13 protein-coding genes are annotated in these 13,109 nt (G+C 71.1%); 5 read left to right on the top strand and 8 right to left on the bottom strand.

All coding sequences use genetic code 11. The features are described from left to right. Window positions 1-110 precede the first annotated feature (110 nt). Window positions 111-560 (bottom strand): VOC family protein, encoded by a 450-nt coding sequence (locus tag ACWGI8_RS26790; RefSeq protein ID WP_453664646.1) that lies wholly within the window; start codon window positions 558-560, stop codon window positions 111-113. 22 nt (window positions 561-582) lie between these two features. On the opposite strand from ACWGI8_RS26790, the gene ACWGI8_RS26785 reads away from it, so the two are divergent. Next, entirely contained in the window at window positions 583-1,185 is a 603-nt protein-coding gene (locus ACWGI8_RS26785) for a CGNR zinc finger domain-containing protein (protein WP_453664644.1), read from the top strand. Window positions 1,186-1,353: 168 nt separating this feature from the next. Here the strand turns inward: ACWGI8_RS26785 and rarD are convergent, their stop codons facing one another. Together rarD and ACWGI8_RS26775 are read right to left on the bottom strand one after the other, a co-directional pair. Then, window positions 1,354-2,262, bottom strand: a complete 909-nt coding sequence (gene rarD / locus ACWGI8_RS26780) for an EamA family transporter RarD (protein ID WP_453664651.1) — start codon at window positions 2,260-2,262, stop codon at window positions 1,354-1,356. A gap of 159 nt (window positions 2,263-2,421) precedes the next feature. After that, window positions 2,422-3,285 (bottom strand): SDR family oxidoreductase, encoded by an 864-nt coding sequence (locus ACWGI8_RS26775; RefSeq protein ID WP_453664642.1) that lies wholly within the window; start codon window positions 3,283-3,285, stop codon window positions 2,422-2,424. 129 nt (window positions 3,286-3,414) lie between these two features. Between ACWGI8_RS26775 and ACWGI8_RS26770 the strand changes: the two genes are divergently transcribed. Beyond that, window positions 3,415-3,753: a winged helix-turn-helix transcriptional regulator gene (locus ACWGI8_RS26770; RefSeq protein WP_453664649.1), complete on the top strand. Its 339-nt coding sequence runs from the start codon at window positions 3,415-3,417 to the stop codon at window positions 3,751-3,753. Window positions 3,754-3,816: 63 nt separating this feature from the next. Here the strand turns inward: ACWGI8_RS26770 and ACWGI8_RS26765 are convergent, their stop codons facing one another. The 5 genes from ACWGI8_RS26765 to ACWGI8_RS26745 form a co-directional block, all read right to left on the bottom strand. Further along, complete coding sequence (locus ACWGI8_RS26765) at window positions 3,817-4,878, bottom strand: 2-oxoacid:ferredoxin oxidoreductase subunit beta (RefSeq protein WP_453664640.1); 1,062 nt, start codon at window positions 4,876-4,878, stop codon at window positions 3,817-3,819. After that, on the bottom strand, window positions 4,871-6,817 hold the full coding sequence (locus tag ACWGI8_RS26760) for a 2-oxoacid:acceptor oxidoreductase subunit alpha (protein WP_453664638.1): 1,947 nt from the start codon (window positions 6,815-6,817) through the stop codon (window positions 4,871-4,873). The genes ACWGI8_RS26765 and ACWGI8_RS26760 overlap by 8 nt, the downstream gene beginning before the upstream one ends. A gap of 236 nt (window positions 6,818-7,053) precedes the next feature. Further along, window positions 7,054-7,713, bottom strand: a complete 660-nt coding sequence (locus tag ACWGI8_RS26755; protein WP_453664648.1) for a LuxR C-terminal-related transcriptional regulator — start codon at window positions 7,711-7,713, stop codon at window positions 7,054-7,056. Between the two features lie 438 nt (window positions 7,714-8,151). After that, on the bottom strand, window positions 8,152-9,462 hold the full coding sequence (locus tag ACWGI8_RS26750; RefSeq protein ID WP_453664637.1) for a sensor histidine kinase: 1,311 nt from the start codon (window positions 9,460-9,462) through the stop codon (window positions 8,152-8,154). A gap of 299 nt (window positions 9,463-9,761) precedes the next feature. Continuing rightward, entirely contained in the window at window positions 9,762-11,081 is a 1,320-nt protein-coding gene (locus tag ACWGI8_RS26745) for a sensor histidine kinase (RefSeq protein ID WP_453664635.1), read from the bottom strand. Window positions 11,082-11,305: 224 nt separating this feature from the next. On the opposite strand from ACWGI8_RS26745, the gene ACWGI8_RS26740 reads away from it, so the two are divergent. From ACWGI8_RS26740 to ACWGI8_RS26730, 3 genes are all read left to right on the top strand, one after another. Beyond that, window positions 11,306-11,707, top strand: coding sequence for an NADH-quinone oxidoreductase subunit A (locus ACWGI8_RS26740; RefSeq protein WP_453664634.1), 402 nt, complete (start codon window positions 11,306-11,308; stop codon window positions 11,705-11,707). Further along, window positions 11,698-12,330: an NADH-quinone oxidoreductase subunit B gene (locus tag ACWGI8_RS26735; protein ID WP_453664632.1), complete on the top strand. Its 633-nt coding sequence runs from the start codon at window positions 11,698-11,700 to the stop codon at window positions 12,328-12,330. The genes ACWGI8_RS26740 and ACWGI8_RS26735 overlap by 10 nt, the downstream gene beginning before the upstream one ends. Beyond that, a partial coding sequence (locus ACWGI8_RS26730) for an NADH-quinone oxidoreductase subunit C (RefSeq protein ID WP_453664630.1) occupies window positions 12,327-13,109 on the top strand: 783 nt, incomplete at its 3' end. The genes ACWGI8_RS26735 and ACWGI8_RS26730, both read left to right, overlap by 4 nt.

Below are 13,109 nucleotides of genomic sequence, written 5' to 3'. Positions count from 1 at the left end.
ATCGTCCAAGTACGCCCAGTACGAGGACGACCCTCCGCCTTGCATCTGCACGCACCGGACGCCGCGAAGCCCGCCCTCCGGGCGGACGGCGGGAGATAGGACTTACTCGTCTAGTGCACGCAGAACTCGTTGCCCTCGGGGTCCTGCATGACGCACCACTCGCCCCCGGGCTCCTTCACCTGGTGCAGCACCGTCGCGCCCAGCTGCTCCAGCCGGGCGACCTCCGCGTCGCGCAGCCCGGGGCCGGTGTGCAGGTCGAGATGGAAGCGGTTCTTCACCGTCTTCGCCTCCGGCACCCGCTGGAACAGCAGCCGCCTGCCCAGGCCGGTGCCCGTGTCCTTGTCGTACGGATCGTCCGGATGCCGGACGGCGGCCAGATCCCGCCATGCGCGGCGGTCGTGCCAGTCGGTGGTCGCGGATTCGGGTGCGGCTCCTATGCCGAGCAGTCGCTCGATGAGGGCGCTGTTGTCCTCGGTCACGTAGTCGAGGGCCTCGGCCCAGAAGTCGGCCTGGGCGAGCGGGTCGGTCGCGTCGATCACGAGCTTCCAGTGCATCGTCATGGCAACCAGTTATAGTGGTTACATGAACGGGACCGCAATGGACTCGCCGGGACTCGTCCTCCACACCCCTGAGGGGCGGTCGTACCGCTTCGATCCGGGCGCGCTCTGCCTGGAGCTGCTGCCCACCGGCGGCCCGGGCGCCCTTGCGCGCTACGAGGTGCTGGACGAACCGGAAGGCCTGGTGCGCTGGGCGGAGGCGAGCCGGCTCGCCCCAGGTCTGCCGCTCACCGTGACCGCCGCGGAGGCCGCCGAGGCGCGCGCCCTCCGCGACGCCCTGTGGAGGCTGACGCGGGCTCGCGCCCACGGCCGGGCGGCCGACCCGGCCGATGTGGTGGTGCTGAACGACGCGGCGGCCGCGCCCGCACTGGTCGCCCGCCTCGCCCCGGACGCCACCCGCGCATGGGCACCCGGCGCGACCGGCACCCAGCTCGTGTCGACCGTCGCGCGCGACGCCATCGACCTCTTCACCGGCCCGTACGCCGACCGCATCCGCGAATGCGGCGCCCACGACTGCGGCCTGCTCTTCGTGGACACCTCCCGGCCGGGACGCCGCCGCTGGTGCGCGATGGAACGCTGCGGCAATCGTCACAAGGTCCGGACCCACCGGGCCCGCCACGCGTCCTGAAGGAGGCTCAGCCCCTGGGCCCCCCGGCCTCCCGGCCTCCCGGCCTCCCGGGCACGAACCACGAACCACCCGCGGCCCCACCCGATGACCCGGCTCGCCACCCGCCGGCGGCAGCCGGACCCGCCACGTCAGGGCGCCCCGCCGGGCCCCTGGATCGCCGCGTCCCGGTCAGGCGGCGGGTTCGGGGCGTTTCACGGCGGCCGGAACCTCGCTCGCCCGCGCCTCGGCCAGGCGGAGCGCCTCCGCCTTGTTGCGACGGGCGGTGCGCAGGGCGTCCCAGGTGAGGATGGTCAGGGCGAGCCAGACCAGGGAGAAGCCCGCCCACCGCTCGGGAGGCATGGCCTCGTGGAAGTACACGACGCCCAGCAGGAACTGGAAGAGCGGCGCCAGATACTGCAGCAGTCCCAGCGTCGAGAGGGGCACCCGGATCGCCGCGGCGCCGAAGCAGACCAGCGGCACGGCGGTGACGATGCCGGTCGCTGCGAGCAGTGCCGCGTGGCCCGCGCCGTGCGCACCGAAGTCGGCCGAGCCCTGCGAACCCAGCCACAGCAGATAGGCGAGCGCGGGCAGGAACTGCACCGCCGTCTCGGCCGCCAGCGACTCGAGACCCCCGATGCTGGTCTTCTTCTTGATCAGCCCGTAGACGGCGAACGAGAACGCCAGGACCAGCGAGATCCACGGCGGTCGCCCGTACCCGACCGCCAGCACCAGCACCGCGGCGCAGCCGATGCCGACCGCCGCCCACTGCGCCGGCCGCAGCCGCTCCTTCAGCAGCAGCACGCCCATCGCGATGGTGACCAGCGGATTGATGAAGTAGCCGAGCGAGGCCTCCACCACCTGGCCGGCGTTGACTGCCCAGATGTAGAGGCCCCAGTTGACGCTGATGACCGTCGCGGCGACCGTGATCAGGCCGAGCTTGCGCGGCTCGCGCAGCAACTCCCGTATCCAGCCCCAGCGGCGCAGCGCCAGCAGGGCGACGGCGACGACGGCCAGCGACCACACCATGCGGTGGGCGAGGATCTCGACGGCGCCGGCCGGCTTCAGCAACGGCCAGAAGAGCGGGACCAGGCCCCACATCCCGTAGGCGCCGATCCCGTAAAGCAGTCCTGCCCGCTGCTCGCTGTCCTTCACTGAGCCTCCCCCTGTCCTGCCCTGCGCCGCGCTGTCCTCGTCGAAGGTAGCGCCGAGCAGGGCAGGCTGTCATGTCCGTATCGCAATACGGTCATGACGCACCGATCAGCGGCGCGCGAGGGCCGCGGCGACCGTGTCGGCCAGCGGTGTCGTGGGCCGCCCGATGAGCCGCGCCAGGTCGCCGCTGGTACGGGCGAGCAGCCCGCGCTCGATGGCGTGGTCCACGTCGACGAGGATCGCGGCGAAGGCCTCCGGCACACCCGCGCCGGTCAGGATCTGCTGGTGCGCCTCGGCGGGCACGTTGTTGTACGCGATGTCCTTGCCGGACTGCCGGGCGACCTCGGCCGCGTACTCGGCCAGCGACCAGGCGGTGTCGCCGCTGAGCTCGTAGGCCCGGCCGAGGTGGCCCTCGCCGGTCAGTACGGCGGCCGCGGCGGCGGCGTAGTCGGCGCGGGCGGCGGAGGCGACCCGGCCCTCGCCCGCGTTGGCGACGACGGCGCCGTGCTCCAGCACCGGAGCCAGGTTGCCGGTGTAGTTCTCGGTGTACCAGCCGTTGCGCAGGAAGGTGTAGGGCAGGCCGGAGTCGAGGACCGCCTGCTCGGTGGCCTTGTGCTCGTCGGCGAGCGTGAAGTCGGCGTCGGGGCCGCCGAGAACGCCGGTGTACGCGAGCTGGGCGACGCCCGCCTCCTTCGCGGCCGCGATGACCGCCGTGTGCTGCGGCATCCGCCGGCCGACCTCGCTGCCGGAGATCAGCAGCACCCGGTCGCCGGCCCGGAACGCTCCGGCGAGCGTCTCCGGCGCGCTGTAGTCGGCCACCCGCACGGCGACGCCGAGCTCGGCCAGGCCGGCGGCCTTCTCCTCGTTCCGTACGACCGCGGCGATGGTTCCGGCGGGGACGCCGGTGGCGAGGAGGCGCTCGATGACGAGGCGGCCGAGCTGTCCGGTGGCTCCGGTGACGACGATGCTCATGGGGGGATTTCTCCGTTTCGTAGGGGCTCGGGTACCGACCCTACGGTGAGCGCTAACCATGCGAAAGTACCCACTTTGAAGTAAGGTACTGGTGTGAACGTAAGCAGGAAGCCCGACGTCAACGACACGATGTGCCCGTCCCGCATCGTCCTGGAGCACGTCACCAGCCGCTGGGGCGTCCTGATCCTCGCCGCCCTGCTGGAGCGTTCGTACCGCTTCAGCGAGCTGCGCCGGGCCGTCGGCGGCGTCAGCGAGAAGATGCTGGCCCAGACGCTGCAGACCCTGGAGCGCGACGGCTTCGTGCACCGCGATGCCAAGCCCGTCATCCCGCCGCGCGTGGACTACTCCCTCACCGCACTCGGCAAGGAGGCCGCCGACCAGGTGTGGGCGCTGGCGCGCTGGACCGAGCGGCGCGTCGAGGACGTGGAGCGGGCGCGCGCCGCATACGACGAGGCCCGGACCTCCTGAGGGGAGATCCGGGCCTCGTGGGACCTCATGGCACCGCGCGGGACATCGCGGGACCCCGAGGGGTCAGCCGACGACGGTCCAGGTGTCGTTCCCGGTGAGCAGTGCGGTCAGGTCGCCCTTGCCGTTCTGTTCGATGGCGGCGTCGAGCTGGTCGGACATCTGGGAGTCGTAGACCGGGCGGTCGGTGCTGCGGAACACGCCGATCGGGGTGTGGCGCAGGGTGTCCGGGTCGGCGAGCCGGGACAGCGCGAACGCGGTGGTGGGGCTGGCGCTGTGGGCGTCGTGGACGAGGATCTGCGACTCGTTCTCGGGAGTGACGGTGACGGCCTTGAGGTCGCCGGTGGCCGGGTCACGGAGCACGCCCTTGGCGTTGTCGGTGCCGAAGCGGATCGGCTGCCCGTGCTCCAGCCGGATCACGGCCTCCTCGGCCTGCTGCTTGTCCTTGAGGGCATCGAAGGCGCCGTCGTTGAAGATGTTGCAGTTCTGGTAGATCTCCACCAGCGCCGTGCCCGGATGGTCGGCCGCCGCGCGCAGCACCTCGGTGAGGTGCTTGCGGTCGGAGTCGATGGTGCGGGCGACGAAGGACGCCTCCGCGCCGATGGCCAGTGAGACCGGGTTGAAGGGGGCGTCGAGGGAACCCATCGGCGTCGACTTCGTGATCTTGCCGACTTCGGACGTGGGGCTGTACTGGCCCTTGGTCAGTCCGTAGATCCGGTTGTTGAAGAGGAGGATCTTGAGGTTGACGTTGCGACGCAGGGCGTGGATGAGGTGGTTGCCGCCGATGGACAGAGCGTCGCCGTCGCCCGTGACGACCCAGACGGACAGGTCGCGGCGGGAGGAGGCGAGGCCGGTCGCGATTGCCGGGGCGCGGCCGTGGATGGAGTGCATCCCGTAGGTGTTCATGTAGTACGGGAAGCGGGAGGAGCAGCCGATGCCGGAGACGAAGACGATGTTCTCCTTCGCCAGGCCGAGCTCGGGCATGAAGCCCTGCACGGCGGCGAGGATCGCGTAGTCACCGCAGCCGGGGCACCATCGGACCTCCTGGTCCGACTTGAAGTCCTTCATGGACTGCTTGGCCTCGGCCTTCGGAACCAGGGACAGCAATGAGGACGCTGTCTCAGTCATTGATGGCCTCCTTGAGAAGCGTGGCGAGCTGCTCGGCCTTGAACGGCATGCCGTTGACCTGGTTGTAGGAGTGGGCGTCGACCAGATACTTCGCGCGGATCAGGGTGGCGAGCTGGCCGAGGTTCATCTCCGGTACCACTACCTTCTCGTAACGCTCCAGGACCTCTCCCAGATTCCGGGGGAAGGGGTTGAGATGGCGCAGATGGGCCTGCGCGATGGGGAGGCCGGCGATCCGCAGCCGGCGGACGGCGGCGGTGATCGGCCCGTACGTGGATCCCCAGCCCAGGACCAGGGTCTTCGCGTCGTCGGGGTCGTCGACCGTCACGTCCGGCACCTCGATGCCGTCGATCTTGGCCTGGCGGGTGCGGACCATGAGGTCGTGGTTGGCCGGGTCGTAGGAGATGTTCCCGCTGCCGTCCTGCTTCTCGATGCCGCCGATGCGGTGTTCCAGGCCGGGAGTGCCGGGCACGGCCCACGGCCGGGCCAGGGTGTGGGGGTCGCGCTTGTACGGCCAGAAGACCTCGGTGCCGTCGTCCAGGGTGTGGTTCGGTCCGGTCGCGAACTGGGTGCGCAGATCGGGCAGTTCGTCGACATCGGGGATCCGCCACGGTTCCGAGCCGTTGGCGAGGTAGCCGTCGGACAGCAGGAACACCGGAGTGCGGTAGGTGAGCGCGATGCGGGCGGCGTCCAGGGCCGCGTCGAAGCAGTCCGCCGGGGTCCTGGGGGCCACGACGGGGACCGGGGCCTCACCGTTGCGGCCGTACATGGCCTGCAGCAGATCGGCCTGCTCGGTCTTGGTCGGCAGTCCGGTGGAGGGACCGCCGCGCTGGATGTCCACGATCAGCAGCGGCAGCTCCAGGGAGACCGCCAGCCCGATCGTCTCGCTCTTGAGCGCGACGCCGGGGCCGGAGGTGGTGGTGACCGCGAGCGAGCCGCCGAACGCGGCGCCCAGTGCGGCGCCGATGCCGGCGATCTCGTCCTCCGCCTGGAAGGTGCGCACGCCGAAGTTCTTGTGCTTCGACAGTTCGTGAAGGATGTCGGAGGCCGGGGTGATCGGGTACGAGCCGAGGTAGAGCGGCAGGTCGGCCTGCTGGGACGCGGCGATCAGCCCGTAGGACAGCGCCAGGTTTCCGGAGATGTTGCGGTAGGTGCCCGGCGGGAAGGCGGTGGTCGCGGGGGCGACCTCGTAGGAGACGGCGAAGTCCTCGGTGGTCTCGCCGAAGTTCCAGCCGGCTCTGAAGGCGGCCACGTTCGCCTCGGCGATGGCGGGCTTCTTCGCGAACTTGGCCCGCAGGAACTTCTCGGTGCCTTCGGTGGGCCGGTGGTACATCCACGACAGCAGGCCGAGCGCGAACATGTTCTTCGAGCGTTCGGCTTCCTTGCGGGAGAGCCCGAGGTCCTTGAGCGCCTCGATCGTGAGGGTCGTCAGGGGTACGGGGTGGACGTTGTAGCCGTCGAGCGAGCCGTCCTCGAGCGGACTGGTGTCGTAGCCGACCTTGGCCATGGCGCGTTTGGCGAATTCGTCGGTGTTCACGATGATCTCGCCGCCGCGCGGGACGTCGCCGATGTTGGCCTTGAGCGCGGCAGGGTTCATCGCCACCAGCACGTTCGGCGCGTCGCCGGGGGTGAGGATGTCGTGGTCGGCGAAGTGCAGCTGGAAGCTGGAGACACCGGGCAGAGTGCCGGCGGGGGCGCGGATCTCGGCCGGGAAGTTCGGCAGCGTGGACAGGTCATTGCCGAAAGACGCCGTCTCTGACGTGAAACGGTCACCTGTCAGCTGCATACCGTCACCGGAATCACCCGCGAACCGAATGATCACCCGGTCGAGGTGGCGTACCTCTTTCGTGCCGGGGGGCTGCCGCGGCCCCCCGACGAGAGCCTCGCCGCCCTCGTCTGCCTCGTCTGCGTGCTCGGCTGGGCTACTGACCTGGCTGGTCACTGAACTGGACCTCCTTCGAGGCGGCTGGGCTGCGGCCGGCTCACCGGTCGCTCCAAGGTCAACCCTACGTCGGTAAGGGTCGCCTTCCCGGGACCGCTCATATACTGGACGTCAATTTGAGACGCCCCTGTGCCCTGGTATGCCATGTTCTGTTCGCCCCCGGGTCCTTCTCTTGAAGACGCCCCCGCCTATCCTGCGGTTCTCATTGAAACTGACTCTGACACAGTGTCAGGCAACTATGAGTTGAGATAGGTCAGCACGGCGAGTACACGCCGGTGATCGCCGTCGCTCGGGGACAATCCGAGCTTCAGGAAGATGTTGCTGACGTGCTTCTCCACCGCGCCGTCGCTCACCACCAGCTGCTTCGCGATCGCCGAGTTCGTACGGCCCTCCGCCATCAGGCCCAGAACCTCCCGCTCGCGCGGCGTCAGCCCGGTCAGGACGTCCTGCTTACGGCTCCGCCCCAGCAGCTGCGCCACCACCTCCGGGTCCAGCGCGGTGCCGCCCCGGGCGACCCTGACGACGGCGTCCACGAATTCGCGCACCTCGGCGACGCGGTCCTTCAGCAGATAGCCCACGCCGCGGCTGCTCCCGGCGAGCAGTTCGGTGGCGTACTGCTCCTCCACGTACTGCGACAGCACGAGCACGCCGATCCCGGGATGATCGCGGCGCAGCCGTACCGCGGCGCGCACGCCCTCGTCGGTGTGGGTGGGCGGCATTCGTACGTCGGCGACCACGACGTCGGGCAGTGTCTGCTGCGCGGCGAGATCGTCGACGGTCTTGATCAGCGCGTCGGCGTCCCCGACGCCCGCGACCACGTCGTGCCCGCGATCGGTCAGCAGCCGGGTGAGGCCCTCCCGCAGCAACACGGAATCCTCGGCGATGACCACCCGCACCCTGTCCTCCACGACCTTGTATCCCCCTACGTCGATGCGCGCGTCGGAAGGGCGACGCGCCTGCGTGCTCCAGCATCGCAGCATTGCGGGGTGCGTGCGGTGAGGTTCGGGAGGGGGCGGGGGTGTGCCGGGCTTGCCGTTTTGCGGGGTGCGGGCCCCGCGCCCCTGGTTTGTGGGCCCCGCGCCCCTGGTTTGCGGGCGTCCGCACTCGGCGACCCGGGCTCCGGCGCGGGCTGACTCCGCATCGGGGGGTGGGCCGGGCCCCGCATCGGGGGGTGGGCCGGGCCCCGCATCGGGGGGTGGGCCGGGCCCCGCATCGGGGTGTGCGGCCGGGCCCCGCATCGGGGTGTGCGGCCGGGCCCCGCATCGGGGTGTGCGGCCGGGCCCCGCATCGCGGTGTGGGCCGGGCCCCGCACCGGGGTATGGGCCAGGCCCCGCTCATCCTCGCCAGGGCAGCTCCGCCGTCACCGTCGTCGGCCCGCCCGCCGGCGAGTCGACCACGAGGATCCCGTCGACCGCGTCGAGCCGCTCGGTCAGCCCGGCCAGCCCGCTGCCGGCGGAGACCTCCGCCCCGCCCCGCCCGTCGTCGGAGACCTGAAGCATCAGCCGGTCCTCCGTACGCCACACATCCACCGACGCCCGCCTCGCCTGCGCATGCTTGCTGACGTTCTGGAGCAGCTCGGAGACCGTGAAGTACGCGATGCCCTCGATCGCCGGGGCCGGCCGCGCGGGCAGATCGACCTCCACCCGGACCGGCACCGTGCAGCGGGAGGCCACGGCGGAGAGCGCGGCGTCCAGGCCGCGGTCGGTGAGGACGGCCGGGTGGATGCCGCGCGCCAGGTCCCGCAGTTCCTGGAGCGCCGTCTTCACCTCGCCGTGCGCCTCCTCCACCATCCGTGCCGCCGCCCGCGGATCCTCGGCCAGCTTCTCCTTGGCCAGCCCCAGGTCCATGGCGAGGTTGACCAGCCGGGCCTGCGCGCCGTCGTGCAGATCGCGCTCGATGCGCCGCAGGTCCGCGGCCGCCGTGTCCACGACGACGCCGCGGTCCGACTCCAGCTCGACGACGCGGCCCTCCAGCCGGGACGGCCCGAGCAGCCCCATCACGAACAGCCGGTCCACCGTGGCCAGCCCGCGGATGACCCACGGCGTGATCAGGACGAACAGCAGCCCGATCGTGCTGGTCAGCGCCAGCTCGAAGGGCGAGTCGAGGTAGAAGCTGTGCGTTCTGTCGCCGTACAGCTGGACCCCGTCGATGCCGGCGTACACGGGGAACACCCACTGCCACAGCGGGTACGTGAGGCAGGCCCAGCCGTACGCCCAGAAGGTCAGCGAGACGCAGAACGCGAAGACCGCCCACGGCATGTGCACCATCGCGTACAGCAGATGCCGCCAGGACACCCCGCTCTTCAGCATCGCGCCCATCCAGGACATCGGCCCGTGCCGCTCGGGCCGGACCGGCGCGGGGTCGGCGATGTCCAGCCTCAGCAGCCCTCGCGCCCGGCTCCGCTCCAGCGCGCCGAAGCCGCGGCACATGGCGAGGGCTCCGGCGAGGACCGGGATGCCGAGGAAGGTGACCACCAGGCCGGCACCGGCCGCCGTCAGCGTCACGGCAAGCGAGAAGAAGACGACGCTGAGCGGCAGGTTCAGCATGAGGTAGCCGAACTCTCGCCAGGTGCGGCCCTCGAACGGCGCGCGCAGTGCCGGGGGAAGGAGGTGGGCCCGGTGCTCCGGTTCGTATGCCGTGGCCATCGTCGAGGTCGTCCGTTCTGCTCGGCGGCGGGTGCTGCGTACTGCGTGCTGCGTGGTCCGTACCGTGCCTGTGCTGCTGATCGCGGTACTCCCTCAAGACTGCTGACCGCGCCGCCCGCACACCATGAGGCCGGTATCCCTCTTGGCCCGGGGGTTTTCCCTACCTGGCCGGAGACGGGAGACCCCCGACCCGTTACGGGGACGCCGCCCCCTGCCTGGTACCGGGAGGGTTCCCGCCCTCTGCCTGGTACCGGGAGGGTTCCCGCCCTCTGCCTGGTAACCGGGACGGCTCTCGCCACCTACCTGCTACCGGGACGGCTCCCCGCCCTCGCCGCGGCGCCGCCGCCGGCCGGCATCCGGTCGCGCCACGGCAGCTCCGCCGTGACGACCGTGGGGCCGCCGCGCGGTGAGTCGACGACGAAGAGGCCGTCGACCGCGCCGAGCCGCTCCGCGAGCCCGGCCATGCCGGTGCCACCGGAGGGCGAGGCGCCGCCGTTGCCGTCGTCCCGTACCTGGAGCAGCAGGCGGTCGTCGCGCCGCCACACCTCGACGGACGCCGTGCGGGCACCGCTGTGCTTGCTGACGTTCTGGAGCAGTTCGGAGACCGTGAAGTACGCGATGCCCTCGATCGCCTCGGCCGGCCGGGCCGGCAGATCGACCGCGACCTGCACGGGCACCGTGCAGCGGGAGGCGACGGAGGACAGCGCCGCGTCCAGCCCGCGGTCGGTGAGGACGGCCGGGTGGATGCCGCGTGCCAGGTCCCGCAGTTCCTGCAGGGCGAGCTTCACCTCGCCGTGCGCCTCGTCGACCATGGCCGCGACGGTTTCGTCGGCCTGGCCCTCCAGCAGCTTCTCCTTGGCCAGACCGAGCCCCATGGCGAGGTTGACCAGCCGGGCCTGGGCGCCGTCGTGCAGATCGCGCTCGATGCGCCGCAGATCCGCGGCCGCCGTGTCCACGACGACGCCGCGGTCCGACTCCAGTTCGGCGATCCGCCGCTCCAGTTCGTCGGAGGGCGACAGCAGCCCACGGACCATCGCCCGGTCGGCGTTGGCCATGCCCCGCACGATGTACGGCAGCACCGGCCAGAGCACGAACAGCCCCACCAGTGTCACGGTGAAGGTCAGGACGCCCCACGGCAGCCGGATGAACGCGTACAGCGCGGACCGCCAGGCCACGGGGTCCTTGAGCCCGGTCCACAGCGAGGAGAAGAAGCCGCCACCGCGGGGGCGCGGCAGCGGACTCGGCTCGTCCACCCGTACGCCCAGCAGCTTGCGCGCCCGCGCCCGCTCCGACCTGCCGAGCAGCCGTGAACCGGCCAGTCCGCCCGCCAGCAGGGGCAGACCGACGACCGTCACCGACAGCCCCGCGCCGATCGCGACCATGGCCACCGTGTAGACGAACCCGGCAATCGCGATCGGCAGGTCGGAGAGGAGATGCGCGATCTCCTTCCAGGTGTGCCGGTCGTACGCGAAGCGGGCGGGCGGCGGACCGTCGTGGTCGTCCAGGGGGCCGTTCACGGGGTCGCTCACCGGGTCGTCCACGGCGTCCACGGGGACATCCACGAGGCCGTCGACGGGGTCGTCCATGGGGTCGTCCATGGTGCTGCTGGTCGGGGTCATACGGCACAGCCTGCCCGGTCGTATCCGCGCACGCCATGGGGTACATGGGTGGGGGCGCAGTGGGGATATCCCCACTGTGAGGCGGCTGCGGGGCGCATGCCGGGCGCCTGATCCCGTCCGATGCGTGACACGGCTGCTTACCGTCTCTTTAACAGGGCCTAGACTCCCGTGCGTACAGATCGTCGAACGGGCATCGTCGAACGGGCAGGGAGCGAGGGGCGGACGTGCGGAAACTCACCGAACCGACCGTACTCGCGGCCGACTACTTCCAGAGCTACTCGGTCGTCGGACTGCTCGCCCTGATCGGCGTGCTCTTCGTCGCGGTGGCCTTCGGCGCGGGACGGTTGCTGCGGCCGGTCGTACCGACGCAGGAGAAGATGCTGACGTACGAATGCGGAGTCGACCCGGTGGGGGAGGGCTGGGCCCACACCCAGGTCCGCTACTACGTCTACGCGTTCCTCTATGTCATCTTCGCCGTCGACTCGATCTTCCTGTTCCCATGGGCCACGGTGTTCGCCGCGGCCGGATACGGCGCGACGACGCTCGTGGAGATGTTCATCTTCCTCGGCTTCCTGGCCGTGGGAATTCTCTACGCATGGAAGAAGGGCGTCCTCACATGGACGTGACCCCGCAGACCTCGGGCTCCGCGCAGGCTCCCGAGCCCGTGCTGCTTCCGGAACCGAGGCGGCTGGGCGCCCTCGCCCGGCTCGCCCCCGAGCCGATGAAGGTGGTCCTGAACTGGGGCCGCCGCTACAGCCTGTGGGTCTTCAACTTCGGTCTTGCCTGTTGCGCGATCGAGTTCATCGCCGCGTCGATGGCCCGGCACGACTTCATCCGGCTCGGCGTGATCCCCTTCGCGCCCGGACCGCGTCAGGCCGACCTGATGGTCGTGTCGGGCACGGTGACCGACAAGATGGCGCCCGCGGTGAAGCGGCTGTACGAGCAGATGCCCGAGCCCAAGTACGTCATCTCCTTCGGTGCCTGCTCGAACTGCGGCGGCCCGTACTGGGACTCGTACTCGGTGACCAAGGGCGTCGACCAGATCATCCCCGTCGATGTGTACGTGCCGGGCTGCCCGCCGCGGCCCGAGGCGCTGCTCCAGGGCATCCTCAAACTGCAGGAGAAGATCGCGCGCGAGTCGCTGAGCGAGCGGTACGGCTCGGCCCCGGGCCGTGCCTCGGTGGGCGAACTCCGCAGCGGCCTGGTCACCCCGCCTCCTGCCCCGTCCGAGCCGGGAGCCGCCTCATGAGCACGTTCGAGACGGACATCGCCGAGCGCTTCGGACCTGATGCCACCGCCGAGCAGGCGTACGACCTGCTGACGGTGGACGTCCCCGCCGCCACCTGGACCGACGCACTGCGCACCGCCCGCGACGAGCTGGGCTGCACCTATTTCGACTGGCTGAGCGCCGTCGACGAGCCGGGCGCCGGCTTCCGCGTGTGCGCGCACGTCGTCGCGCTCCAGGCCGCGCCGGCTGCCGCCGGTGGTTCGGCCTCCGGCCCGGACGCCGGTCCAAAGTCCGGTCCCGATGCCGGCTCGGCTTCCGGCCCGGACTCCGTGCCGGGTGGTCATGTGGTCCGTCGGCTGCTGCTGCGTACGACCGTTCCGCACGAGGCGCCGGTGCTCGCGTCCGCAGTGGAGGTCTACGCGGGCGCGGCCTGGCACGAGCGCGAGACGTACGAGATGTTCGGCGTGGACTTCACCGGTCACCCGCACCTCGTTCCGCTGCTCCTCCCGGAGGGCTTCGAGGGGCACCCGCTGCGCAAGGACTTCGTGCTGGCTGCCCGGGTCGCCAAGGCCTGGCCGGGCGCGAAGGAGCCGGGGGAGTCCGATCACGGCGGGCCCAAGCGGCGCCAGATGCTGCCGCCCGGTGTCCCCGACCCGAACGAGTGGGGCCCCCTCAAGGGCCAGCTCCCCCCGGTCCCCGCCCGTCCGGCCCGTACCCCACGCGCCGCCGGCGAACGCCCGGCGCGCCGCACCCCGGCCGGCGAGGCTCCGGCGCGCCGCGCGCGTACGGCGGCGGAGGGG

This window comes from Streptomyces sp. NPDC054841, from assembly GCF_053611045.1.
Note: the sequence above shows the minus strand (reverse complement) of the source record. Positions and strands in the feature narration are given on the sequence as shown.

Excerpts from the sequence above, each read along its gene's own strand:
- ACWGI8_RS26750 (WP_453664637.1), bottom strand. The coding sequence starts at position 9,462 with ATGGCCACGGCATACGAACCGGAGCACCGGGCCCACCTCCTTCCCCCG.
- ACWGI8_RS26770 (WP_453664649.1), top strand. The coding sequence starts at position 3,415 with ATGTGCCCGTCCCGCATCGTCCTGGAGCACGTCACCAGCCGCTGGGGC.
- ACWGI8_RS26775 (WP_453664642.1), bottom strand. The coding sequence starts at position 3,285 with ATGAGCATCGTCGTCACCGGAGCCACCGGACAGCTCGGCCGCCTCGTC.
- ACWGI8_RS26745 (WP_453664635.1), bottom strand. The coding sequence starts at position 11,081 with ATGACCCCGACCAGCAGCACCATGGACGACCCCATGGACGACCCCGTC.
- ACWGI8_RS26790 (WP_453664646.1), bottom strand. The coding sequence starts at position 560 with ATGACGATGCACTGGAAGCTCGTGATCGACGCGACCGACCCGCTCGCC.
- ACWGI8_RS26765 (WP_453664640.1), bottom strand. The coding sequence starts at position 4,878 with ATGACTGAGACAGCGTCCTCATTGCTGTCCCTGGTTCCGAAGGCCGAG.
- rarD (WP_453664651.1), bottom strand. The coding sequence starts at position 2,262 with ATGTGGGGCCTGGTCCCGCTCTTCTGGCCGTTGCTGAAGCCGGCCGGC.
- ACWGI8_RS26785 (WP_453664644.1), top strand. The coding sequence starts at position 583 with ATGAACGGGACCGCAATGGACTCGCCGGGACTCGTCCTCCACACCCCT.
- ACWGI8_RS26735 (WP_453664632.1), top strand. The coding sequence starts at position 11,698 with ATGGACGTGACCCCGCAGACCTCGGGCTCCGCGCAGGCTCCCGAGCCC.